The sequence below is a fragment of the Streptomyces mobaraensis genome (assembly GCF_020099395.1).
In the GTDB taxonomy this organism is placed as follows: domain Bacteria; phylum Actinomycetota; class Actinomycetes; order Streptomycetales; family Streptomycetaceae; genus Streptomyces.
In genome coordinates this window covers 3,436,191-3,459,346 of the sequence record NZ_CP083590.1, presented here as the reverse complement: position 1 = coordinate 3,459,346, position 23,156 = coordinate 3,436,191, and the positions used below count along the sequence as shown (strand labels likewise).

Here is a 23,156-nt window from a genome sequence, read left to right as displayed (position 1 = left end):
TGCACTACTCCTCGGGGGTACGGGCGGACACGGGCCCGCGGGCGGCGACGAAGTACCACTGCGTGCGCAGCTCCTCGGCGAAGGCGGCCCGGTCGAGGCCGGGCTCCGCGGCCAGCCAGCCCGCCAGGGTGTGGATCGTGTAGCCGAGGTCGTCGACCAGCAGCGCCCACAGGTCGTCGCTGGTGGTGCCGTAGTCGCGCATCGCGTGGTCGCCGCCGTGCTCGAAGACGACGACGGGGGACTCCCGGCGCAGCAGCTCGGCCGCGCCGCGCAGGGCGCCCACCTCGCCGCCCTCCACGTCCACCTTCACCAGATCGACGCGGGCGTCCGCCGGGACGACGTCGTCGAGGCGGACGGTGTCCACCGCGATCTCCACCAGCGTCTCGTCGGCGCGGTCGTACGGCCGGCGGCGCAGGCCGCTGTAGCCGGGGTTGGAGACGACGTGGACGAAGCTGTCCCGGCCCTCGGTGGCGGCCGCGGCGGCCTGCCACACCGTGACCCCGGGGAAGTCCCGGCGCAGCCCCTCCGCGTAGTGCGGCAGCGGCTCGACGGCGAAGTGCCGGCCCCGGGGGGCGGCCCGGCGCATGTGCGAGAGGATCTCGCCGCCGCCGGCGCCGATGTCCAGGCAGCCGGAGTCGGGGGCGCAGACCCGCCCGATGATCTCGACGGTGAGCTCGTCGTACCACTCGTTGAGCCGGTCGACGGGTATCGGCTCAGCCACCGCGCACCGTCCTCTCCGTACGCGCCCGCGGGGTGGGGGACTTCACGCGGACGCCCCTTCTTCCTCGTCCCGGCGCAGGGTGAGGAAGCAGACGCCGCCCTGGTCCACCAGCGACCCGGGGACGGGCGTCAGCCCGGCCTCCGCCGCGAGCTTGCCGACGACGTCGCTGCCGAGCCAGGACATGAACCCCTTCACGGCGACCGGGTGGGCGCCCGGGTAGCTCGCCACGTACTCGTGGAACTGCGGCCTGGTGACGTCGCCGAAGTCCAGGTAGTTGAAGAGGAACCGGCCGCCGGGGCGCAGCACGCGGCGGATCTCGCGCAGGTAGAGGAAGACCTCGAAGGCGTTCAGGTGGATGAACACGTTGAGCGCGAACCCGGCGTCGAACGAGGCGTCCGGCAGCCCGGCCAGATAGTCGTTCCGGATGTGGTGGTACTCGACGTTCGGGACGCCCGCGCAGGTGGCGCGGGTCTTGTCCAGGAACGACTGGCTGACGTCCGCGCACAGCAGGCTGTTGACCCGGGGGGCCAGCTCGCGGGCCATGACGCCCTCGCCGCTGCCGATCTCGAACAGGTCGACGCCCTGGTGCAGGGCGAGCGCCTCCGAGAGCTGCCCGATCCGCTCGGCGCGGTCGCGCAGGTACTCGTCGCGCGGCTGATAGCCGGCGAGCCGCACCTGCATCCCCTCGGCGTCGTCCCACTCCCAGACGACGTTGAGGTCCTCGACGCTCCGCGGCATGCGCACGCCCTTGCCGGCCGGTGTCTCGCTTGTCATGCCGCCTCACTCCTGATGTCGCTCGAACCATTCACGCCGTCGCGGGCGGTGTCCCGCGGGTAGGCGGTCTGCCACCAGTCGAGGGTGCGCTTGATGCCCTCGGCGAGCGGCACTTCGGGCTGCCAGCCCAGCTTCGTCCTGGCGGTCTCGATGTCGGGGCGGCGCCGGCCCGGCTCGTCCTCCGTGGGCGGGCGGTACTCGGTCCGCAGCTCCACCCCGGCGTGCGCGGCGATCGCCTCCGCGATCTCGCGGACGGTCATCTCCACGGTCGCGCCGATGTTGACCGGGCCCGGGAAGGACGACTCCATGAGGGCCAGCAGCCCCCGCACGGTGTCCTCGACGTAGCACAGCGAACGGGTCTGCTCGCCGCTGCCGTTGATGGTGAGCGGCTCGCCGGCGAGCGCCTGGTCGATGAAGGTCGGCACCACCCGCCCGTCCTCGCGCCGCATCCGCGGACCGTAGGAGTTGAACAGCCGGGCGATGCCGGTGTCCGCGCCCAGCGTGCGGGCGTAGGCGGCGGTCAGCGCCTCGGTGAACCGCTTGGCCTCGTCGTAGACCGACCGCAGGCCGATTGGGTTGACGTTGCCCCAGTAGGTCTCGGGCTGCGGGTGCTCGACGGGGTCGCCGTAGACCTCCGAGGTGGAGGCGACCACGAAGCGGGCGCCGTGCTCCAGCGCCAGCCGCAGCGCGTTCTCGGTGCCGGCCGAGCCGACGCGCAGCGTTTCCAGCGGCAGCGCCAGGTAGTCCAGGGGGGACGCCGGCGACGCCAGGTGGACGACGTGGTGGACCGGTCCCTCGACGTGGAACGGCTCGGTCACGTCGGCCACCAGCAGGGTGAACCGCTCCTCGCCGGCCAGCGCCTCGACGTTGGCGGCCCTGCCGGTCGACAGGTTGTCCACGGCGGTCACCGACAAGCCCCGCTCGACGAGCCGTTCGCACAGGTGGGAGCCGATGAAGCCGGCACCCCCGGTGACCACGGCCCGCTGGCCCTTCTCGAGTCCGATCGTCACGCGACCCTCCGCAGCTCGTTGGCTTTCCCCACGGCCTCGGCGACGTCCTCCGCCGCCAGTCCGCCGTCGGCCACCAGGCGTTCCAGCAGTCCGGCGATCACGGCGGGCGAGGGCGCCCGCTCGACGCCGTCCCGCAGCTTCTCCGCCGCCAGGCGGTAGCGGTGGTCGAACAGCACGCCGCGCAGCGCCTCGTCGATCTTCTCGGCGGTGGCCTCCAGGCCGGAGAGGGTCACCGTCGCGCCGGTGGGGTCGACGCGCCGGCCGCAGACCAGCGTGTCGTAGTTGAGGGCGAGGGAGAGCTGGGGGATCCCCGCCACGATGCCGTTCATGTAGCAGTTGGCGCTGCCGTGGTGGATCAGCAGGTCGCAGTACGGAAGGATCAGCTCCAGCGGGCAGTTGCGCAGCACCCGGACGCCGTCGGGCAGCGAACCGAGCTGCTCCACCTGCTCCGGCGGCGCCGTGAGCACGACCTCCGCGCCCTGCCGCACCGCCGCGTCGATGGCGTGCCGCAGCGCCGGGACGTCGGAGCCGAAGATGCCCGACGCCGAGTTGCCCCAGACCACGCAGACGCGCTTGCCGCGCACCGGCCCGAGCTGCCAAGGGTCGGCGCTCTGCGCGCCGTTGTAGGGCACGTAGCGCATCGGCAGCCGCAGCGCGTCGCCGAGCGGCGGGATCGCCGAGTCCGGCGAGGGGTCCACCGCGTACCGGATCCGGTCGCGGCCCCAGTCGACCCCGTACTTCTCGAAGCACGACAGCGGGTCCGCCGAGACGAGGTCGAGCCCCGGCTCGGTCTCCACGGTCCCGATGAACCCGGGGGAGACGTAGACGCTGGGCACGCCCCGGAGCGCGGCGACCAGCGCGCCCTCGACCGCCATGATGTCGTGCACCACCAGGTCGGGCTTCCAGTGGTCGCCGAAGCTCACCGCGTTGTCGTAGCTGCGCTGCACCGCGTCGATCGACTTCTGCCAGAAGTCCCGCAGGTCGGAGGCGTCGAAGTCGTTGAGCGACTCCATCGGCTCCCCGGTGAACGGGTGCAGCGGCAGCGGCCGCGGGCCGGACTGCGGCGGCGTGTACATGGCCTGCACGTAGAACGCCAGCCGCGCGCTCTCCATCATGTCCGGCGCGTCGAGCACCGGGACCGGCATCAGGCCGGCCGCGGCGACCCCGCGCACCTGCGACGGCGGGCACGCCACCCGGATCTCGTGCCCCGCGCCGCGCAGCGCCCAGGCCAGGGGCACCATGCACATGTAATGTCCCGCCCAGTTCGAGGCGGTGAACATAATCCTCATCCGAAAGACTCCCTGACCTGCCGTTCGATGTCTGCCTGGCCTGCGGCTCAGGGCGCCGGCGGTGCGGCCGGGTCGGCGTACTCGATGACGATGGTCCGCCGCCAGCGGCCGCCGGCGTTCGGGCCGGAACCGTGGACGAGCCGCACGTCGTGCACCACCACGTCGCCCTGGCTCACCGGGACGTGGGCGACGGGCCCGGCGGCGCGGACCTCCGCCACCACCGCGTCGTCGGGGAGCAGGTGCGACCCCGGGACCGCCGTCAGACAGCCGTTCTCCGGGCTCGCGTCGTCCAGGCAGATGCTCAGGTTGCAGACCGTGCGCGGGCCGACGTTGACGCGGTCGCGGTGCCAGGGCACCTCGGCGGCCCGGTACGGCTCCTTGAGGACGAGCGCGTACGCGGTGGGGACGACCGGGCCGTCGACGAACGCGGCGGCGAGCGCGGCCAGTTCCTCCCGGTGCAGAAGGTCCCGCTCCGGGGCCCAGTCCTGCTTCTCCAGGTTGTGCACGCGGTAGAGGACGGGGCGCTCGTCGCCCTCGACGGGGAAGTTCCAGTAGTCGTCGGAGCGCAGGCCCTCGTCGGTGAAGCGGGCGATGAGCCGCTCGGCTCCCGCCTTGAGGCGGGCGATCGCGTCCGGTTCGAGGACCGGGCCCGCGTTCGCGAAGCCGTCCCGCAGGAACCGCTCGATCGCCGCGGCGCGGTCGTGGGTCGCCGTGGTCATGGGGTCATCCGCTCCTTTCGCTCCGTCCTCGCCTCGTCCTCCTCGCGTCACGGGCGGGCGACGCCGGGCTTGCGGGCGGCCGCGACGATGTTGCAGACCTCGGGGGTGACCCGCTCCTGGAGGACCTCGACGTCGGTGAAGCCCGCCTGCTCCAGGGCGCGCATCAGCGACGGCCGGTCCAGCCAGCGCACGTCGACGCTGAGGCCGCGGGCCTGCGGCTCGGGGTGGTCCTCGCGGACGGGGTGGAACGCGTAGCCGTCGACGACGTCCAGGCCCTCCGAGCTGCCCCAGTAGTGGGTGGAGAGGTAGAGGCAGTCGGAGACGGAGCCGATGTCCGCGAGCAGCTCCCAGGGGCGCTGCACGTGGTAGAGGAGGCCCGCGCACAGCGTGGCGTCGAAGTGGCCGAGGGCGGCGAAGTCCATCGTCTCGACGTCGGCGAGGCGCAGTTCGACGTTGGAGACGCCGTGCAGCTCCATGACGAACTCGGCGCGGCGCAGGTTCTCCTCGCGGCCCTCCAGGGCGAGGATCTCGACGCCGTCCTGCCCGGCCAGGGCGAGGGTGTCCGCGCCTTCCAGCGCGCCGAGCTCCAGGACGCGCTTGGCCTGCGGGAACGCGCGGAAGAAGGCGTCGGCACGGTCCTGCGGCGGCTGGCTCAGCAGGTAGTCGCGGGTGGACGCGGTGGCGTACCGGACCCCGTTGTAGACGAAGTCGCCCACCCACGGCTTGAGTTCGGTCACCCGACGCTGGATCTCAAGGTCGTTCACTGCGGTGTTCCTCCACTATCAGGTGCGTTGCGGCGCGGGGCGGGCTGGGGCAGGGGTGTTCAGCGGTCGGCGGCGCTCAGCCGGTCGGCCACGCACCGCGCCCACTCCGGGACGTGCTCCCCGCCGATCTCGAGGGCGAACGAGGGGCTCAGCTCGGCGGGGCCGACGGAGGCGGCCCAGGCGGCGGTCCGGGCGAGCCCGTCCGCCAACGGGGTGTCCGCCCAGTCGCCGAAGACCTCGCGGGCCTCGTCGGTGGCGGTGTAGGCGACCATCACCTCGTCCCGGGCGGGCAGGTGCGCGATGGGGTGGTCGGGGGTGCCGGCCGCCCGGCGCACGGCCTGGGCGAGCTCCAGCACGGTGTTGGTGCGGGACGAACCGACGTTGAAGGCCCGGCCCCAGGCCGCCTCGGTCTCGGGGGCGCGGACGATGACGTCCACGATGTCCTTCACATAGCTGAACGCCCGGACCTGGCCGCCGTCGCCGTACACGGAGATCGGCTCCCCGCGCAGGATCTGGTTGAAGAAGATGGCGACCGCGTTGCGGTACGGGTCGCGCATGTTCTGCCACTCGCCGTACACGTTGTGCATACGGAACGCCGTGAAGGGCAGGCCCTGGGTGCGCATGGTCGTTTCCAGCTCGCGCTCGACCGTGAGCTTGGCGTTGCCGTAGCTGTCGGCCGGGACCGGGATCGACGACTCCCGCATCGGGGTCTCGCCGTGGCCGTACACCGCGACCGAGGACGCGAAGCAGAAGAAGGAGACCCCGTGGTGCAGGGCGGCGTTGATGAGGTTCACGCTGCCCATGACGTTGGTGCCGTAGTTGAGGCTCTTCACCGAGTGGCTGATGGCCTCGGCGGCGAACGCCGCGAAGTGGAAGACGCGGTCGAACCGCTGCTCCGCGAAGAGCTTGTCGACCAGCTCCGCGTCGGTCACCGAGCCGACGAACAGCTCCGCGCCGTCGGGTACGCGCTCGGCGCTGCCGCCGCTGAGGTCGTCGAGGACCGACACCCGGTGCCCGAGGCCGAGCAGGGCCTCCGCCACGTGCGAGCCGATGAAGCCGGCTCCGCCGGTCACCAGACAGTGCGCCATCGAAAACTCCTGGATGTCACGCGAAAAAGGGGGATGGGGTCAGGGAAGGGGGGGCGGCGGCTGTTAAGCGGACCGGCCGGCGACGGCCGGCACCGCGGCCTCGGACCGCGCGCGCTGGTTGAGCGGCTCCCACCAGTCCCGGTTCTCGGCGTACCAGCGCACGGTGTCGGCGAGGCCCTGCTCGAAGGGGACCCGCGGCGTGTAGCCGAGCGCGCGGAGCCGGGCGTCGGAGAGCGAGTAGCGGCGGTCGTGGCCCTTGCGGTCGGCGACGCGCTCCACCCGGTCCCAGTCGGCGCCGAGCGCGCCCAGCAGGTGCCGCGTGAGCTCCAGATTGGTCAACTCGGCCGTGCCGGCGATGTGGTAGACCTGCCCCGGCAGACCGCGCTCGGCGACCAGCCGGATGCCGCGCACGTGGTCGGAGACGTGCACCCAGTCGCGGACGTTGCCGCCGTCGCCGTACAGCGGGATGTCCTGCCCGTCCAGCAGCCGGGTGGTGAACAGCGGGACGACCTTCTCCGGGAACTGGTAGGGCCCGTAGTTGTTGCCGCACCGCGTCACGCTCACCGGCAGCCCGTGGGTGCGGGCGTAGGCCAGGGCGACCATGTCGCCGCCCGCCTTCGACGCCGCGTAGGGCGAGTTGGGCGCGATCAGCGCGTCCTCGTCCCAGGAGCCGGTCTCGATGCTGCCGTACACCTCGTCGGTGGAGACCTGCACGATCCTGCGCGTCCCGGCCTCCATGCACACCTGCATCAGGGCCTGGACGCCCAGCACGTTGGTGCGGATGAAGGGGGCCGCGTCGGCGATCGACCGGTCGACGTGCGACTCCGCCGCGAAGTTGACCACCAGGTCGTGGCCGGGGACGACCTCGGCGAGCAGCCGGGTGTCGCAGATGTCGCCGTGGACGAAGGTGTACCGGCCCTCGACCGGGGCCAGGTTCGCCTGGTTCCCGGCGTAGGTCAGCTTGTCCAGCACGGTCACCCGCGCCGGGCCGCCGTCCCGGATCAGCTCGCGCACGTAGTGGGAGCCGATGAAGCCCGCCCCGCCGATGACGAGGACGTTCCGTCCCCGCTCGGCGCCCGTGCCGCCGTCCCGCTCGTCCGCACTGCCCGTGTTCACCGTCGCGTCCCCCGCTTCCACAAGCCCGCTCAAGAGCCGACCCGGACCCGGCTGTGGTCCCCCAGCACCAGGCGGTGCGCGGTCGACGTCCGGGGGGCGGCGTTCACCTCGGTCTCGCGGCCGATGACCGAGTCCTCGACCCGGGCGACTCCCTCGATGGAGGCGCCGCGCAGGACGATGGAGTACTGGATCTCGCTGTGCGCGATCCGGCAGTTGCCGTCGATGGAGGTGAAGGGGCCGACGTAGGAGTCCTGCACCACGGTGTCCGGGCCGATGACGGCGGGTCCGACGATGCGGGAGCCGGTGATCTTCGCCCCGGCCTCCACCACGACGCGGCCGACGAGCTCGCTGGCCTCGTCCACCTCGCCGTCGACGCGGCCCTCGACGGTCTCCAGCACGTGGCGGTTCATCTCCAGGACGTCGTCGACGCCGGCGATGTCCTTCCAGTAGCGGTCGATGACCGTGGAGCCGACCCGGTGCCCCTGGTCCACCAGCCACTGCACCGCGTCGGTGATCTCCAGCTCGTCGCGCCAGGAGGGCTTGATGCCGGCCACGGCCTGGTGCACCAGCGGACTGAAGGCGTAGACGCCGACGATCGCCAGGTCGCTCCGCGGGTCCTGGGGCTTCTCGACGACGGCGGTCACCCGGCCGTCGACGTCGAGTTCGGCCACGCCGAACCGGCGGGGGTCGTCGACGCGGGCGAGCATGACCTGTGCGGCGGCCTTGTCGCGGCGGAAGTCCTCGACGAAGTCGACGATGCCGTCCACGACGTAGTTGTCGCCGAGGTACATGACGAAGTCGTCGTCGCCGAGGAAGTCACGGGAGATGAGCACGGCGTCGGCCAGCCCGCGCGGGGCGTCCTGCTGGAGGTAGGTGACGTTCAGCCCGAACCGCGCGCCGTCCCCCACGGCGGCCCGGATCTCCGTGGCGGTGGCCCCGACGACCATTCCGACCTCGGTTATCCCGGCCTCCTTGATGGAATTCAGCACATAGGAGAGAACGGGGATATTGGCCACCGGAATCAGCTGTTTGGCCGAGGTGTGCGTGATCGGCCGCAATCTCGAACCGACCCCGCCCACCAATATGAGCGCCTTCATATCCCGCACCTTACGATCAGCGTCGTTGGCTCGACTCGTTTCAAGGGAACTCCAGGTGGCATTGGCTTTCTCCGCTCAAGAACGATCGTAGTGGCGTGTCCTTCGGGTTTTCCCTAGGTTTCCGGGCCGCCGGCGGCGGGATATTCACCCCGCCGCCGTCCCGTGCGGACACGCGCCGCACCGTTCGTGAATCAGGACGCCCGGACGTCCTCCGCCGGAGCGCCGGCGAGGCGTTCGGTCAGGTGGTCGGCGATGTCACTGATGGTGGGCAGCTTCCAGAAGACGTTGGCGGGCACGTCCCGGCCGACGCGCTTCTCCAGCCGGCGGCGGACGACGACCGTCATCACCGAGTCGAGCCCCTGCTCCACCAGCGGGCGGCGGACGTGGAGGTCCGCGGGCGCCAGCCGCATCTCCTGGGCGATCTGCGCGCGCACCTCGTCGAGCACCCGCTGCCGCAGCTCGTCCGGCGACAGGCCCGCGAACGACACCGCGTCCGCGTCCGCCTCCCGCCCCGGCTCGTCGGCGGCCGGCGCGGCCGGCTGCTCGACCACCGGGTAGCGCAGGCCGCGCAGGCTCGCCACCGGGCGGCCGTCCGCGTCGGTGACCAGGGCGTGCACGGTGTCGGCGACGCCGGGATCGAGCACGACCTCGACCGTCGCCGCGTCCGGGGGCGTGCCGTCAACGGTGATCTCGTCCACCTGGACGACCATCCGGAGCTGCGGCAGGCCCATGAAGGCGGCGGGCGCGATGGACATCACGGCGTCCAGCAGCGGGGCCCAGGAGGTGGTGTCGGGCGAGGCGACGCGGGCGTGCAGCACGCCGAAGCCGGCGGACAGGTTCTCGACCGTCCAGTCGAAACCGGTCGAGGGCACGCCCACCTCGGCGAGCCGCCGCGCGACCAGCCCGGGGTCGGCGGGTTCGAGCCGGTGCTCGGCCGGGTCCAGCAGCGACCGCGACGTCAGGGCGGCGAGGTCGGGTGCGGCGGTGCCGGACGCGCAGTGCACGAGCCAGGCGGGGTTCGGGTCGGACGCGTCCGCGACCGTACGGGAGGCCAGCCGGACCACGTCGCCCTCGTGGACGACCTGGATCTGCCGCTGCCCCGCCGTGAGCACGGGGTGGGTCATCGTCATGTCCCGCAGGGCGCGGGGCCCGTCGCCCTCGGCCGCCGCGTTCAGGAACGTGACCGCGAGCACGGCGGCCGGGACGATCTCCACGCCGTTGAGGGCGTGGCTGCCCGGATAGGGGCGGCTGTCGTCGTCCAGCGTGCTGTGCCACAGCTTCACGTCGCTGCCCGCGACGGCGGCGGGGGTGCCCAGCAGGGTGTGCGACGCGACGTCGTGGCCCCGCCCCGCCGTCCGCGACCCGGCGATGGAGCGCCAGAGCGAGCGGTGCCGCCAGGGGTACGGCGGCAGGTCCGCCAGGTCGCCGTCCGGCTGGAGCGCCGACCAGTCGACGGTCACGCCGTGGCAGTGGGCCGCGGCCACGGCCGCGTCGAAGGTGCGCGCCTCGGGCTTGTCGCGCCGCAGCGTCGTGCCGACGAACACGTCCTCCACGCCGCGCTCGGCCAGCGTCTCGTGGACCGAGTGCGTGACCACGGGGTGCGGGGCCAGCTCGACGAACGCCCGGTGGCCGTCCTCGGCCGCGGCGGTGACCGCCGCGGCGAGCCGCACCGGGTTGCGCAGGTTGCCCGCCCAGTACGCGCCGTCGGCGGTCAGCGCGGCCCGCGGGTCCGTGAGCGCCGTCGTGTAGAGGGGGGTGTGCGGGGTGCGCGGGCGCAGCTCGTCGCAGGCGGTGCGGAGCCGGCCCAGCAGCGGGTCCATGTGCGGGCTGTGGAAGGCCACGTCGGAGGCGACGCGCCGGACCACCAGCCCCTCCTCCGTCCAGCGGCCGACGACCTCGTCCACCGCGCCGGGGTCGCCCGAGACGACGGTGGACGACGTCGAGGACGCGATGGCGGCGACGACCGCGGCGTTCCCCGCGAGCCGCTCGGCGACCTCGTCGAACGGCAGGTTCACCATGGCCATCGCGCCGCGCCCGGCGGCCTCGCGCAGCAGCAGCGACCTGCGGCAGATCAGCCGGGCCCCGTCGGCCGTGGTCAGCGCGCCGGCGGTGACGGCGGCGGCGATCTCGCCGACCGAGTGGCCGATGACGGCGGCGGGCTCGACGCCCCGGGACCGCCACAGCGCGGCGAGCCCGAGCTGCATCGCGAAGATCATCGTCTGGGCGCGGTGGACCTCGGCGTGGTCGCCCTCCACCAGCACCTCGCGGGGCGAGAAGCCGATCTCCTCCTTGAACACCGGCTCCAGCTCGTCGATCGCCGCGGCGAACACCGGCTCCGACTCCAGCAGTTCCCGGCCCATCCCGGCCCACTGGGAACCGTGGCCCGAGAACACCCAGACGGGACGGGCGGTGTCCGGCAGCACGGCCCCGGTGACGAGACCGGGCGCCGGCTCCCCGGCGGCCAGCGCGCGCAGCCCGGCGGCCAGTTCGCCGCGGTCGGCCGCCACGACGGCCGCCCGGTGGGCGAGCGGGGAGCGCCGGTGGGCCAGGGTGTGGCCGAGCGAGGCCAGGTCCACGCCCTCCTCGACCAGGGCGGCGAGCGCGCCGGCGTGCTCGCCGAGCGCCTCGGGGGAGGCGGCGGAGAGCGGGAACACGGTGCCGGCCGGCTCCGGCGCGGGGCGGACGGGCGCGGCGGGCGCCTGCTCCAGGACCACGTGGGCCACGGTGCCGCCGTAGCCGAAGCCGGACACCGCGGCGCGGCGGGGGTGCGGGCGCTCGGGCCACGGCACCGCGCCGGTGGCCAGCCGGATGGCGTGGCCGTCCCAGTCGATCTCGGGGTTCGGGTCGCCGTCCAGCAGGGTGGCCGGGATGCTGTCCCGCCCCAGGGCGAGGATGGCCTTGATGACCCCGGCGACGCCGGCGGCGCCTTCCAGATGGCCGATGTTGGACTTCACCGTCCCGACCACGCACGGCTCACCGCCCGCGCGGTCCCGCCCGTAGACCGCGCCGATCGCGCCGATCTCCATGGGGTCGCCGAGGCGGGTGCCGGTGCCGTGGGCCTCCACGTAGTCGACGGTGCCGGCGTCGACGCCCGCGGCCGCCAGGGCGCGCCGCATGACGTGCTCCTGGGCCTGGCCGCAGGGGGCCATGATGCCGTTGGTGCGCCCGTCCTGGTTGACCGCGCTGCCGCGCAGCACCGCCAGCACCCGGTCCCCGTCGCGTTCGGCGTCCGCCAGCAGCTTGAGGACGAGCACGCCGCAGCCCTCGCCGCGGCCGTAGCCGTCGGCCGACGCGGAGAACGGCTTGCTCCGGCCGTCGGGCGCCAGCGCGCCGGCCGTGCCCAGGGCGATCGTCTGGCCGGGCGACACCAGCAGGTTGACGCCGCCGGCCAGGGCCAGGGTGCACTCGCCGAGCCGCAGGCTCTGCGCGGCGGTGTGCAGCGCCACCAGCGAGGCGGAGCAGGCGGTGTCGACGGAGAGACTGGGTCCGCGCAGGTCGAGCGCGTGCGAGACGCGGTTCGACACGGCGCACACGGCCGCGCCGATCCCCGTCCAGGCGTCGATGCCCGGCAGGTCCTCCAGCCGGCCGGCGCCGTAGTCGTAGGTGCAGACCCCGGCGAACACCCCGGTGTCGGTGCCCGCCAGGGTGTGCGGCGCGATGCCCGCGTGCTCCAGCGCCTGCCAGGCCACTTCCAGCATGAGGCGCTGCTGCGGGTCCATCAGCTCGGCCTCGCGCGGGGAGATGCCGAAGAACTCGGCGTCGAAACCGGCGATGTCACCGTCCAGGTAGCTGCCGGAACGGATCGCCTTCCGCAGCGCCGCGTCGAAGCGCGGGCCGAAGTTCCGGTACTCCTCCCAGCGGTCGGTGGGCATGTCGCCGACGGTGTTGCGGCCGGCCGCCAGCAGGTCCCAGAACCCGTCGGGCGAGTCGACGCCGCCGGGGAACCGGCAGCCGATCCCGACCACGGCCACCGGGGGGAGGGAGTCTGCCGGGTGTGCGAGGGGTGTCACGGGCGTATTCCGTTCGTCGTTGCCGGTATTCGTCATGCGTCCCAGCCCGGCGTCATGCGTCCCAGTCCGGCGATTCGAGAACCTGGAGGACGGCGCTGGACACCACGAGGCCGGGGGCGGTGGCGAGTTGCAGGACGTGGTCGCCGGGGGCGAGCTCACCGGTGCGTACGAGGTGTTCCATGGAGAGCAGGTGGTCGCTGGCCCCGCAGTGGCCGATTCCCCGGCCGAACTCCCAGGTCGAACGGGACAGCGGCAGCCCCCAGGCCGCCATGCAGCGCTGTTCGACCACTTCCCGCGAGTAGTTCATGAAGGAGACGCGGGCGACGTCCGTCATCCCGATGCCGGCCCCCGCCAGGGCGCGCTCGGCGATCTCCGTCATGTGGTCCTGGATGTCGGCCATCGCGAGGGACGCGGGGCTGCGGGTGGCGAACTGCTGGCCGATGCGGGCGCTGAAGTCGGTCGGCCGGCCCCGGGTGATGCTCGGCGGGAACAGCGGTTCGTCGCCCCGGTGCAGTGCCTCGATCTCCGGCAGGCCCTTGGACGCCAGCGAGCGGAGCCGGGCGAAGCCGGGCCGCTTGGTCAGCACCAGGGCCGAGGCGGCGTCGCCGCCGATGAAGCCGGGGCCCATCCGCCACCGGTCGACCAGCGGCGTCCCGTAGTTGTCGGCGGCGACGATCAGCGCGCTCGTGCGCCGCGGATCGGCCTGCAGGTAGGCGGCGGCGAGTTCCAGTGCGCTGAAGACGCCGTTGCAGCCCTGCCGGATCTCCAGGGCGAGCATGTCCCCGCCCACCAGGTGCCGTTGGAGGTACGCCTGGGGCGGCCAGCCGTCGGGGCCCTGGTGCCAGGTGCTCGCGTACAGCAGCAGATCGAATTCCTTCGGCGATCCGCCCCACCGTTTCACCGCCTGCTGCGCCGCCCGCAGGGCCATTTCCGGAGGGGGTATGTCGCCGGCGATCGCGACCCCGCCGAGTTCGTGCGCCTCGGCTTCCTCGGCCGGATAGAGGCCGCGTTCCACGGCCCATTCGACGCTCACCACGGGCGGTACGAAAACGCCGAGAGCACCGATGTACAGGTCGGCTGTCTGCACCAACCCACCTCCCTGATTTCAGGTTTACTGGACCCGGCGCGCACAGCAGGTCATTCCGCGCCGATCATAATCAGTGGCACGCCGGCATTTTCGAAGGAATCACCTAGACCCGGCCCCGGCATTCCGTGCCCGGAATTCGCGAGGCCGCCGGGTCAGCGGACGACGGCCGTCGCCTTCGCGGGCGCGGGCGCGGCGCGGCGCGCCTCGGCGCGGTCGAGCAGGTCGAGCAGCGGCGCGGTCATGACGGTGGCGCACAGGGTGACCATGACGAGCATGGTGAACAGCGCCGGTGACAGGACGCCGAGGTCGAGGCCGATGGTGAGGATCACCAGCTCGGTCAGTCCACGGCAGTTCATGAGCACGCCGATGCGCAGGGCGTCGACGCGCTCCACCGACATCAGCGCCGCCGCGGCCGCGCTGCCCGCCAACTTCCCGGCCACGGCGACCAGCAGGGCGACACCGGCCCACATCCACAGGGCCCCGCCGCCCTCGCCGAGCCGCAGCAGATCGGTCTTCACTCCGACCGAGGCGAAGAACGGGGGCAGCAGCACGGCCGTGACGAGTTCCCGGAGTTTGCCGCGGGCGTTCTCCAGGGCCGGCGCCGTCTTCGGGCAGATCGCGCCGAAGAGGAAGGCGCCGAAGATGAGGTGGATGCCGATGAGTTCGGTGGCGACCGCCGACAGCAGGACGCCGGGGACGACCAGGGTGAGCACGCCGCCGTCGGCGAGCCGGCGTTCGGACCGTTCCAGGATCCGGCGCAGGGCGGGGCGGACGAGCACCACCATGACGCCGAAGAAGGCCGCGGTGAGCGCGAGGGTGCGCAGCACGCCCAGGGGCGAACCGCCGCGCAGCAGCGCGACGAGGCCCGCGAGCAGCAGCCAGCAGGCGAGGTCGGCGGTGGCGGCACCCACGATGGCGTACGTGCCGGCCCGGGACTGGAGCATGCCACGTTCCATCAGCAGCCGGGCCAGCACGGGGAAGGCGGTCACGCTCATGGTGATGCCCAGGAAGAGGGTGAACGGCAGGAAGCCGACGCCCTCCGGGGCGTAGCCCGTGTACAGCGCGTACCCCAGGCCGCAGCCGAGCGCGAACGACAGGCAGACGCCGACGATCCCCACGGCGACGCCGGTGCGGCCCGCGTCCTCGTGCCGGGTCTCGCCGAACTCCATGCCGATCAGGAACATGAAGAGCGCCAGCCCGATCTGGGCGACGAGGTTGAGGTACGAGTGGAGGGCGGCGGGGAAGAGGGCGTCGTAGGCCCGGGGGGCGACGAGGCCGAGCACCGAGGGGCCCAGGACGATCCCGGAGACCATCTCGCCGACCACGCGCGGCTGCGCCAGATACCGGCTCGCCAGCGTCCCGAGGCCCCGCGCGACGGCCACCACCACGGCGAGGGCGAGCAGCAGCTGCCAGGCCTCGACGCGCGATCCGCCGTGCGCGGTGCTCCCGCCGGACCGCCCGCCGCCCTTGCCCGCGGTCCCGTGCCACAGCAGCAGGGCCGCGGCCAGCAGCGGCAGGACGGACAGCAGGCAGACGGCGAGCAGCCGGGCGCCGCGCGTTCTCAACCCCGGCACCGCGTCACACCACTTCCAGGGTGGGCAGCGGGAAGACCAGCTTGCCCCCGGAGGCCAGGAAACCGCGTTCCCGGGCGATCATCGCGTCCCGGTAGATCCACGGGAGGACCAGGAACTGGTCGGGTTCGAGCGCCCGGGCCTCCCTCTCGGAGACGATCGGGATGTCCGTGCCGGGCGTGTAGCAGCCGAACTTGTCCTCGTTCACCTCGGCGACGCAGGGCAGCAGCGCCTCGTCCAGACCGCAGTACTGGAGGATGACGTTGCCCTTGGTGGAGGCGCCGTACCCGAGGGTGCGCAGTCCCTTGTCCCGCGAGGCGGTGAGGAAGTCCATGAGCCGGTCGCGCGATTCCTCGGTCCGCCGGGCGAACTCCGCGTAGGGCAGGTCCGTCTCGCCGGCGCGGATCCGGGCCAGGGCCGGCTCGTCGACCTCGCGCGGGGAGTCGCTCCGGGCCAGGACGAGGGAGAGGCTCCCGCCGTAGACGGGGGTCAGCTCGGCGTCGACGACCTTCAGGCCGGTGCGTTCGGCCATCCACTCGATCTGGCGGAGCCCGTAGTAGTCGAGGTGCTCGTGGCAGACGACGTCGTAGGCGGCGGCGTGCAGCATCGACGGCAGGTAGCTCTGCTCGGTCACCCAGATACCGTCGTCCGCCAGGACGCGGCGGATCTCCCGCATGAAGTCCATGGGGCGGGGCAGATCGTAGAACATCGCGATCGAGGTGACGACCTTGGCGCGGCGGCCGCCGAGCAGGTCGGCCGCGAAGAAGTCGGGGATCAGCTCGGCCCCCGGCGGGTAGGTCCCGGCGAAGACCGAGGCGGCGGGGTCGACACCGACCAGGTGGGGGCCGCCGGAGGGGTAGGCCGCCAGCAGGGTGCCGTCGTTGCTGCCGATGTCCAGGACGAGGTCGCCGGGGCCGAGGTCGACCGCCTTCGTGATGGCGGCGACCTTGCCGCGCAGGTGGTCCGCCATGGAGCGGTTGAGGCTGGACCGGTAGCCGTAGCCCTCGCCGTACATGAGGCCGAAGTCGGCGGTGTGCCGCAGCTGCACCAGCTCGCAGCCGGCGGGCGAGCAGCGCACCAGCTCCAGGGGGACGTACGGGACGTCCTCGCCGCGGGTCCGCGGGAACACACCGGTGAGTGCCTGCGGACCGAGGTCGAGCACGGGCAGCAACTCGGTGTTGTCGCAGATCCGGCAACGGTCGATCACTGTCGAGTGACCGGTCGTGGTCATGATTCTCCAGTCAGTGCTCTGCTACGGGCCCCGAGCCAGCCGATGACATCGGCGGCGTCCGGCCAGTCGGGCCGGCTGTCCAGGGGGAACTGGTCGTCCTTCCGGGTGCCGGCGAAGACGGAACGCGAGCCGACCGCGTCCCTGATCTCCCGCAGGCTGACCGTCGTCCGCGCGCCCACTTCCCACAGCCCCTCGGCGTCGAGGTGCGAGGCCACCCAGCGGCCGCACCACTCGACGGGGGCGAAGCTCTGCCGCGAGTCGCCGTGCGCGTAGACCGGCTGGTCCCCGAGGAAGTCCATGAGGACGCCCTTGGTGTTCTCGTCGCCGTACATGGGACCCAGGCGGACGATCAGGTGGTCGGCGCAGAGCTCCTCGGCCTCGGCCCGGTTCCTGCCGTAGGGGGTGTCCGGCTGGGTGCGGGCGGAGAGGGTGCTGATCTGGACGAAGCGGCCCCACTCCCAGTCGCGGAGGAGCGCCCGGGTCTTGTCGACCGTCTCGCGGCGGTCCTCGTCGGGGTGGTGCCGGGCCCAGTAACGCCGGGACGGGCAGGCGGCGTTGACCAGGACGTCGAAGGGGCCGCTGCGGCGGGCCTCCTCGTAGGTCGCACGGGTCACGGGAACCGCCGTGGATCCCAGCGCCCGGGTGATGGCGGTGCCGACGAATCCGCCGGCCCCGACCACCGCGACCCTCACTTGCGCTCCAGGGTGTGCGGCAGCGGCTCGACCTGGACCAGCGGCGGGTCGCACTCGTCCCAGGGCTTGGTGAGCATGGCGATGAACGTCAGCGGCGTGATGGCGTGGACGGCGTGCATGATGCCCGCCGGCGTCCTGGTGCAGATGCCGCGCGAGACGTGGATGAACTCCTCCTCGCAGTCCGGGTCGTCGGCGTCGTCCTTGGTGACCAGTACGCCCGAGCCCTCGACGAAGAGCAGGTATTCGACGAAGTGCGGGTGGTAGTGCAGACCGCGCACCTTTCCCGGGTACAGGTGCAGCATATTGAATTCCAGGATGGGTTCCGGGGGAACCCAGGTGAAAATTCCGCCGCGACCGTCCCGCACCGTGTCAAGGTTGCAGGTCGGTTGGAGCACCTCGATTTTCATGCCGTCTCCCCTCGTTCCGCCACAGATTCGCAGGCGTTGAGGATAAGGCGTATATGTATGAGGAATTTGCTAGTCCTGCCGGCGGAGGCCCCCGGCCGCGGGCCGCCCCCGGTCCGCGGACGCCGCTTGACGTCCTGTGAGTTCCCTGTCGACGCCCTGTGAGGGCTCCGGCCGTTCCGGCGCCTCGTTACCTGCGGTTATGCGTCCAGAACGGACAAGTGGCGCCTGTACGGGATGCCGGAATCCGTCCCATTTGCTCGGACAAACCAATGTTTCAAGAACGGCTGCTTCCACTTGTACAAAAGTCCACTACTCGCCGTGTTGGACTTGTGGATAGAAATGGACCCGCCGCCGGTACCCGGGTTCCGCCACGGCGCTCTCCCCTTCTCAGCGCTCTTCCCTCAGGGAGTACTAGGTGAACACCGCCCCCACGACGTTATCCACCCTGGACGCCAAGATCATGGAGCGCATCGCCGCTGGTGAGCGCACCACCTGTATCGCGAACAAGCTCTACCTCAGCCGACAGGGTGTCGAGTATCACGTCAGCAAGATGATGGACCGCTTCCGGGTGCCCAACCGCACCGCGCTCGTCGCCAAGGCCTACGCCATGGGAATCCTGGGATCGGAGGCATGGCCCCCCAGGGTCCTTCAGGACCGCATCAATTGAGCCGCCGCCGTGGGCGATAGCGGGCGGCTTCGTGGCCGGGCCGGACAAAACGCGCATATGGCCGATGTGAGTTTTGCCGAAACCGGCTTTGATGCCGCCCGCAGGCGTGGTAGCGCCAGACGGGCTCGAAGTCCCCTTCCTGGTAACGCAATTGTCGCGCGCAGAGCGGACGCGGACCACCTTGTCCGTCGCGTCGGCCGGCCCCGCGCATATCGGTTGGCGACACCAAGGAACTCGGCCGTGGATGCGATAAGATGATCTCAGTGGGTTATGTCCAGGGCCATTCGTCGCGTAGGCGGTACGCCGCACGACTTCATTGTCCGGCGGCGCTCTTTCGGTGCCGTACTGCTCGATGCGTCGGATGACCTCTTAGGGATGCACGGAACACAGGCTCATACGGGGGGCCACTTTGCCGTATTCCGAATGCGACACCAGTCATTCTGTCGACGATCGAGTCCTCCATGAGGACCGGTTCCCATGGCTGGAAGGGTTGAGCCAGGTACATCTGCTCTCCGAGCGTGAGCTCCAGGTCTTCTCCCTGCTGAGCCACGGGTACTCGAACCGCGAGATCGCGGCACTGCTCGGGGTCACCGAGCGCACCGTGAAGGCGCATATGGCCCAGATCCTCGCCAAACTCAGGGTCGAGTCCCGCCTGCAGGCCGGACTGGTCGCCTTCGCCCACGGGCTCGCGGCGCTCACCGGTGACTCGCCACCGGTCCCCGGGTCTCCGCCGCGGTGCCGTAGCGCCGTCCCCGCCATCGACGAACTTCCGTGCACGGCACGGGGGTTCCGTCGCTATGCCCGCGCCAGCCCCGGCACCAGCTCCTCGACCGTGCGCCGGAAGGCGGCCGCGAGCCGGTCGTGTCCCTCCTGGCCGAAGTGCAGCGGATCGAGGTGCGGCGGCTCCACGTACAGGTGGGCGGTCTCGGGGCCGGCGAGGCTCGGACCGTGGACGTAGTGCAGGTTCTCGTCGCCGTCCGCGCGCAGCAGTTCGACCGCCTCACGGGTCTGATCCCGGACTTCCGGCAGGGACAGGTAGCCGTCTCCTTTCAGCGGGTCGTGCCACGGGGAGTGGTGGTGCGACGCGATGAGCAAGGGGGTCGCGGGGTGCCGTTCCCGGATGATCCGGATCATGCCGATCAGGTTGGGGCGGTAGGTGAACTGGTTGAGGGCCCGGGTGCCGTAGATGTTGATGCCGACCATGCACGTGATCAGATCGGCGGGCAGATCACGGAGCAGGGTCGCGAACATCGGCTGGAGGTAGCAGCCCGCCCCGATCGCCAGCGACGTCAGGTCGAGGCCGAGTTCCGTGGCGACGGTCGCGGTCCAGTTCCGGCTGGGCGACAGCGCCCCCCGGCCCTGGGACTCGGAGGACCCGTAGTGGACCCAGCGGGGCGCGGTGCCGGTGTCCGCGCTCACCTCCGCGTCCGCCGGCACCTCCACCCCGTGCAGGGTGAACTGGTTCAGGCAGGGCAGCCACAGCTCCACCAGGCGGCTGTTGCCGGCGCCGGGCAGGGACCCGACGCGGCAGGTGTGGATCCCCTGGTCGGTCACCAGCGGGAGGCTGGCGCACGGCTTGCCGTCCACGCGCACGTCCACCTGCGGATTCTCGGGCGGCCCCGGCATCTCGTGGGCGGGACGGGCGGCGTAGCGGAAAGCGAACCCGTCCGCGTCCGTCCGGAAAGTGATCCGCACTCCCGACGGCATCGCGGCGCGCCCCACGCTGCCCTCGGGAAAGAACAGATGCCGTTCCTGAAAAGGTATTCGCCAGGGCAGTATTCCGCCGTCGACCTCCTGGAGGGAGACCGCACCGCGATAGGTCAGCACCGGGTCGTCCGCCTGAATGAGGCGCCCCGCTTCCAACATCCCTCACCCGTCCAGTCGTTCCGTTGGCCGACGCACCGACACTAACAGCAGTCAATGGAGTTGGGGCCGCCGATTCTCTAGTGCATTTCTTAGAAAGCGGTTCCTACAATGAATCCCGACCGGCACTCCCGAGTGCCCCCTCCAACGGAACGCAGCCATACTGGAGTGACTGTGGACAAGAAAGAGACTGCGGACCGGGGCACTCCCGGGCAGCGTCCCATGGTGGTGGCGGTCTGTGCCTTCCGTCTGGAGAACGTGCGCCGGCATCTGCGGCACAACCTCGACCAGTTGAGCGGCGACGAATATGTCGTCCTGCTGGACCGGCCGGTGACCCCCGAGGCCGAGAAGGTCGCCGCCCAGGTGCACGAGGCCGGCGGGACGATGCGCGTCCTGGGCGCCACCCGGGGGCTGTCGGCGTCCCGCAACACGGTGCTGCGGGAGTACGCCGGGCGGCACGTGCTGTTCGTGGACGACGACGTGCGGCTCGACGCCTCCGCCGTGGACGCCGTCCGCGCCGCGTTCCGCGCCGGGGCGCACGTGGTCGGGGCGCGGCTGCGGCCGCCGCACGACATCGGACGGCTGCCCTGGTTCCTGTCCTCGGGGCAGTTCCACCTCGTCGGGTGGCACCGCGCCCGCGGGGACATCAAGATCTGGGGCGCCTGCATGGGCGTCGACGCCGACTTCGCGCACCGCCGGGGCCTGCTCTTCGACCTGGGCCTCAGCCGCACCGGCGGCAATCTGCAGTCCGGCGAGGACACCACCTTCATCGCGCTGATGAAGGAGGCGGGCGCCGTCGAGCGCCTGCTGCCCGAGCACGCGGTCGTCCACGACATCGACCACGGCCGGCTCACCCTCCGCTATCTGCTGCGCAGGGCCTACTGGCAGGGGCACTCGGAGGCGCGCCGGCACCAGTCGGTCGCGGGTCTCCGCAAGGAGCTGAACCGGCACCGCACCGCCCCGGAGTCCCGTTGCACCCCGCTGCTGTTCTGCCTGTACGGCGCCGCCACCGCGATCGGCGTCGGCCACGGACTCGTACGCCGCCTGCGCGGTAAGTGAACACCGGGCCGGGGGCGTCGACCGCCCCCGGCCGCCGGGTCAGGCCCGCTGCCGGACGGGCGAGCCGGACCGGACCCAGTCGTAGGTGGCGGCGATGCCCTTCTCCAGCGGGACGGACGCGGTCCAGCCCAGGTCGGCGGCGGCCCGGGTGACGTCCAGCGTGCTGTGCCGGATCTCGCCCGGCCGGTGGAGCGCGAAGCGGGGGCGCAGCTCGCGCCCGGAAGCGGCGGCGATGTGGTCGAGGACCTCCAGCACCGTGCTGCCCCTGCCCGTGCCGATGTTCCAGACGCCGGGCGCGGGGTGCCGGAGGGCGGCGGTGAACGCCTCGGCGACGTCGCCGACGTACACGTAGTCGCGGGTCTGCAGGCCGTCGCCGTACACGGTGGGCTCCTCGCCGTCGCGGGCCAGCCCGCAGTGGATGGCGATGACACCCGCCTCCCCGCCCGGGCTCTGCCGGGGCCCGTACACGTTGCCGAGCCGCAGCACGCTGTGCGCGGTCCCGTGCAGCCGGTTGAAGAGGCCGATGTACTGCTCCGCGCAGTACTTGGCGGTGCCGTAGGGCGCGCCCGGTCCGGGCAGTGTGTCCTCGGGGGTCGGGACGGGGACGCCCTCCCCGTAGAGGGCCCCGCCGGTGGAGGCGAACACGACCCGCGCTCCGACGGCCCGGGCCGCCTCCAGCACGTTGATCGTCCCCTCCACGTTGACGCGCGCGTCGGCGGCCGGGCGGGCCACCGAGACCCGTACGTCGATCTGGGCCGCGAGGTGGCAGACGGCGGCGGGCCGTACGGACCGCACCGCCTCGTCGAGGGCGGCGGCGTCGGTCACGTCGACGCGGCGCAGGTCCGCCCGCGGGTCCAGCCGTTCCGGGTCGCCGGTGGTCAGATCGTCGAGCACGATGACCTCGGCCCCGGCCTCCAGCAAGGTGTCGACGACGTGCGAGCCGATGAAGCCCGCCCCTCCGGTCACCAGCAGACGCGTTCCGTCCGAGAATCCCGGGAACATGGACATGGCCGCCCTTCCTCGCAACGACAGCATCGGAGTGCGGCGATCGTAAGGCGGGACGCGTTCGGGAAAACCTCAGAGTTTTACCGCGGGAACCCGCGCCGACCACCCCGCTCCACCTGGGACAATGGACAGCCCCGGACGCGCCGGGGCGCGCTGTACGACCGCCGCGGGCCGCGACGGAGGCGGTGCCGAGTTGCTGGGAGTGGACAGGTGAGTTCGTACCGCCACGCCGTCGAGCGGAGCGACGCTGCCGACTTCGCCTGCGGCGTCGTGCTCCACTCCGCGCCGGGCTACCCCGCCTTCCCCGTCCGCCTGGCGACCGAGATCTTCCTGCGGGCCCGGACCAGGCTCCCCGGCGACGGCCCGGTGACGCTGTGGGACCCGTGCTGCGGCAGCGGTTACCTCCTGACGGTGCTGGGGCTGCTGCACCGCCGCTCGCTGCGGCGGGTGATCGCCTCCGACGTGGACCCCGCGCCGCTGGAGCTCGCGGCCAAGAACCTCGCCCTGCTCTCCCCCGAGGGGCTGACCGCGCGCGAACGCGAACGGCGCGAGCAGAGCGAGCGCTTCGCCAAGCCCTCCTACCTGGAGTCCGCGGCCGCTGCCCGCCGGCTGCGGGAGCGCCTGGACGCGGACGGCGGTGCGCTGCCGTACGCCGTCGGCCCCGCGGACGTCTTCGACCCTCGGTCGCTGTCGGCGGTCCTCGCCGGGGCCGCCCCCGACATCGTGCTGACCGATCTGCCGTACGGCGAGCGGACGCACTGGGACGGGGCGGTGCCAGGGCAGCCGGTGGCGGGCATGCTGCGCTCGCTCGCGTCGGTGCTGCCCGCGCACGCGGTGATCGCCGTCACCGACCGCAGCCGGAAGATCCCGGTGGCGCCGGTGCCCACCCTGGAGCGGCTGAAGATCGGGACCCGGTCGGCGGTGCTGGTCCGGGCGGCGGACGTGCTGGACGCCTGCCCCTGAGCGGCGGAACATGCCGAAACGGC

20 protein-coding genes and 1 pseudogene are annotated in these 23,156 nt (G+C 72.1%); 4 read left to right on the top strand and 17 right to left on the bottom strand.

The window, feature by feature from the left end; genetic code table 11:
- Nucleotides 1-4 precede the first annotated feature (4 nt).
- From K7I03_RS14905 to K7I03_RS14835, 15 genes are all read right to left on the bottom strand, one after another.
- Nucleotides 5-721 (bottom strand): FkbM family methyltransferase, encoded by a 717-nt coding sequence (locus tag K7I03_RS14905; RefSeq protein WP_185942355.1) that lies wholly within the window; start codon nt 719-721, stop codon nt 5-7.
- A gap of 42 nt (nt 722-763) precedes the next feature.
- The gene (locus tag K7I03_RS14900; RefSeq protein WP_185942354.1) at nt 764-1,495 is read right to left on the bottom strand and encodes a class I SAM-dependent methyltransferase; all 732 of its coding nucleotides are present in this window, start codon (nt 1,493-1,495) and stop codon (nt 764-766) included.
- Nucleotides 1,492-2,505, bottom strand: a complete 1,014-nt coding sequence (locus tag K7I03_RS14895; RefSeq protein ID WP_185942353.1) for an SDR family NAD(P)-dependent oxidoreductase — start codon at nt 2,503-2,505, stop codon at nt 1,492-1,494. The genes K7I03_RS14900 and K7I03_RS14895 overlap by 4 nt, the downstream gene beginning before the upstream one ends.
- Nucleotides 2,502-3,752, bottom strand: a complete 1,251-nt coding sequence (locus K7I03_RS14890; RefSeq protein WP_224347058.1) for a nucleotide disphospho-sugar-binding domain-containing protein — start codon at nt 3,750-3,752, stop codon at nt 2,502-2,504. The genes K7I03_RS14895 and K7I03_RS14890 overlap by 4 nt, the downstream gene beginning before the upstream one ends.
- Before the next feature lie 89 nt (nt 3,753-3,841).
- Nucleotides 3,842-4,513: a phytanoyl-CoA dioxygenase family protein gene (locus tag K7I03_RS14885; RefSeq protein WP_185942352.1), complete on the bottom strand. Its 672-nt coding sequence runs from the start codon at nt 4,511-4,513 to the stop codon at nt 3,842-3,844.
- Between the two features lie 47 nt (nt 4,514-4,560).
- On the bottom strand, nt 4,561-5,277 hold the full coding sequence (locus K7I03_RS14880) for a class I SAM-dependent methyltransferase (protein WP_185942351.1): 717 nt from the start codon (nt 5,275-5,277) through the stop codon (nt 4,561-4,563).
- 59 nt (nt 5,278-5,336) lie between these two features.
- Entirely contained in the window at nt 5,337-6,365 is a 1,029-nt protein-coding gene (locus K7I03_RS14875) for an NAD-dependent epimerase/dehydratase family protein (RefSeq protein ID WP_185942350.1), read from the bottom strand.
- A 63-nt stretch (nt 6,366-6,428) separates the two neighbouring features.
- The gene (rfbB, locus tag K7I03_RS14870; RefSeq protein WP_185942349.1) at nt 6,429-7,481 is read right to left on the bottom strand and encodes a dTDP-glucose 4,6-dehydratase; all 1,053 of its coding nucleotides are present in this window, start codon (nt 7,479-7,481) and stop codon (nt 6,429-6,431) included.
- 29 nt (nt 7,482-7,510) lie between these two features.
- Nucleotides 7,511-8,578, bottom strand: a complete 1,068-nt coding sequence (locus K7I03_RS14865) for a glucose-1-phosphate thymidylyltransferase (RefSeq protein ID WP_185942348.1) — start codon at nt 8,576-8,578, stop codon at nt 7,511-7,513.
- Between the two features lie 191 nt (nt 8,579-8,769).
- The gene (locus K7I03_RS14860; RefSeq protein WP_224347057.1) at nt 8,770-12,588 is read right to left on the bottom strand and encodes a type I polyketide synthase; all 3,819 of its coding nucleotides are present in this window, start codon (nt 12,586-12,588) and stop codon (nt 8,770-8,772) included.
- A 52-nt stretch (nt 12,589-12,640) separates the two neighbouring features.
- Nucleotides 12,641-13,675 (bottom strand): ketoacyl-ACP synthase III family protein, encoded by a 1,035-nt coding sequence (locus tag K7I03_RS14855; protein ID WP_185942347.1) that lies wholly within the window; start codon nt 13,673-13,675, stop codon nt 12,641-12,643.
- 152 nt (nt 13,676-13,827) lie between these two features.
- Complete coding sequence (locus K7I03_RS14850; RefSeq protein ID WP_224347056.1) at nt 13,828-15,249, bottom strand: cation:proton antiporter; 1,422 nt, start codon at nt 15,247-15,249, stop codon at nt 13,828-13,830.
- Between the two features lie 4 nt (nt 15,250-15,253).
- A complete protein-coding gene (locus K7I03_RS14845; RefSeq protein WP_185942345.1) occupies nt 15,254-16,477 on the bottom strand; it encodes a class I SAM-dependent methyltransferase in 1,224 nt (407 codons plus the stop codon).
- Nucleotides 16,474-17,091, bottom strand: coding sequence for an NAD-dependent epimerase/dehydratase family protein (locus K7I03_RS14840; RefSeq protein ID WP_224347055.1), 618 nt, complete (start codon nt 17,089-17,091; stop codon nt 16,474-16,476). The genes K7I03_RS14845 and K7I03_RS14840 overlap by 4 nt, the downstream gene beginning before the upstream one ends.
- Before the next feature lie 74 nt (nt 17,092-17,165).
- A complete protein-coding gene (locus tag K7I03_RS14835) occupies nt 17,166-17,471 on the bottom strand; it encodes a cupin domain-containing protein (protein WP_224347054.1) in 306 nt (101 codons plus the stop codon).
- A gap of 520 nt (nt 17,472-17,991) precedes the next feature.
- Between K7I03_RS14835 and K7I03_RS14830 the strand changes: the two genes are divergently transcribed.
- Nucleotides 17,992-18,243, top strand: coding sequence for a LuxR C-terminal-related transcriptional regulator (locus K7I03_RS14830; protein ID WP_185942342.1), 252 nt, complete (start codon nt 17,992-17,994; stop codon nt 18,241-18,243).
- A 409-nt stretch (nt 18,244-18,652) separates the two neighbouring features.
- A pseudogene (locus tag K7I03_RS34325) lies at nt 18,653-18,895 on the top strand (response regulator transcription factor); the annotation flags it as partial.
- Nucleotides 18,896-19,038: 143 nt separating this feature from the next.
- Here the strand turns inward: K7I03_RS34325 and K7I03_RS14820 are convergent.
- On the bottom strand, nt 19,039-20,070 hold the full coding sequence (locus K7I03_RS14820; protein ID WP_224347053.1) for a GDSL-type esterase/lipase family protein: 1,032 nt from the start codon (nt 20,068-20,070) through the stop codon (nt 19,039-19,041).
- A 210-nt stretch (nt 20,071-20,280) separates the two neighbouring features.
- Between K7I03_RS14820 and K7I03_RS14815 the strand changes: the two genes are divergently transcribed.
- Entirely contained in the window at nt 20,281-21,165 is an 885-nt protein-coding gene (locus K7I03_RS14815) for a glycosyltransferase (RefSeq protein WP_224347052.1), read from the top strand.
- 39 nt (nt 21,166-21,204) lie between these two features.
- Here K7I03_RS14815 and K7I03_RS14810 read toward each other — a convergent pair whose 3' ends face one another.
- Nucleotides 21,205-22,173: an NAD-dependent epimerase/dehydratase family protein gene (locus K7I03_RS14810; protein ID WP_185942341.1), complete on the bottom strand. Its 969-nt coding sequence runs from the start codon at nt 22,171-22,173 to the stop codon at nt 21,205-21,207.
- Between the two features lie 207 nt (nt 22,174-22,380).
- On the opposite strand from K7I03_RS14810, the gene K7I03_RS14805 reads away from it, so the two are divergent.
- Complete coding sequence (locus K7I03_RS14805; RefSeq protein ID WP_185942340.1) at nt 22,381-23,133, top strand: rRNA methyltransferase; 753 nt, start codon at nt 22,381-22,383, stop codon at nt 23,131-23,133.
- Nucleotides 23,134-23,156: the final 23 nt, after the last annotated feature.

What these genes read in the sequence shown, in the direction of transcription:
- K7I03_RS14900 (WP_185942354.1), bottom strand. Translation starts at nt 1,495, where the DNA reads ATGACAAGCGAGACACCGGCCGGCAAGGGCGTGCGCATGCCGCGGAGC.
- K7I03_RS14890 (WP_224347058.1), bottom strand. Translation starts at nt 3,752, where the DNA reads ATGTGCATGGTGCCCCTGGCCTGGGCGCTGCGCGGCGCGGGGCACGAG.
- K7I03_RS14885 (WP_185942352.1), bottom strand. Translation starts at nt 4,513, where the DNA reads ATGACCACGGCGACCCACGACCGCGCCGCGGCGATCGAGCGGTTCCTG.
- K7I03_RS14875 (WP_185942350.1), bottom strand. Translation starts at nt 6,365, where the DNA reads ATGGCGCACTGTCTGGTGACCGGCGGAGCCGGCTTCATCGGCTCGCAC.
- K7I03_RS14865 (WP_185942348.1), bottom strand. Translation starts at nt 8,578, where the DNA reads ATGAAGGCGCTCATATTGGTGGGCGGGGTCGGTTCGAGATTGCGGCCG.
- K7I03_RS14845 (WP_185942345.1), bottom strand. Translation starts at nt 16,477, where the DNA reads ATGACCACGACCGGTCACTCGACAGTGATCGACCGTTGCCGGATCTGC.
- K7I03_RS14835 (WP_224347054.1), bottom strand. Translation starts at nt 17,471, where the DNA reads ATGCTGCACCTGTACCCGGGAAAGGTGCGCGGTCTGCACTACCACCCG.
- K7I03_RS14810 (WP_185942341.1), bottom strand. Translation starts at nt 22,173, where the DNA reads ATGTCCATGTTCCCGGGATTCTCGGACGGAACGCGTCTGCTGGTGACC.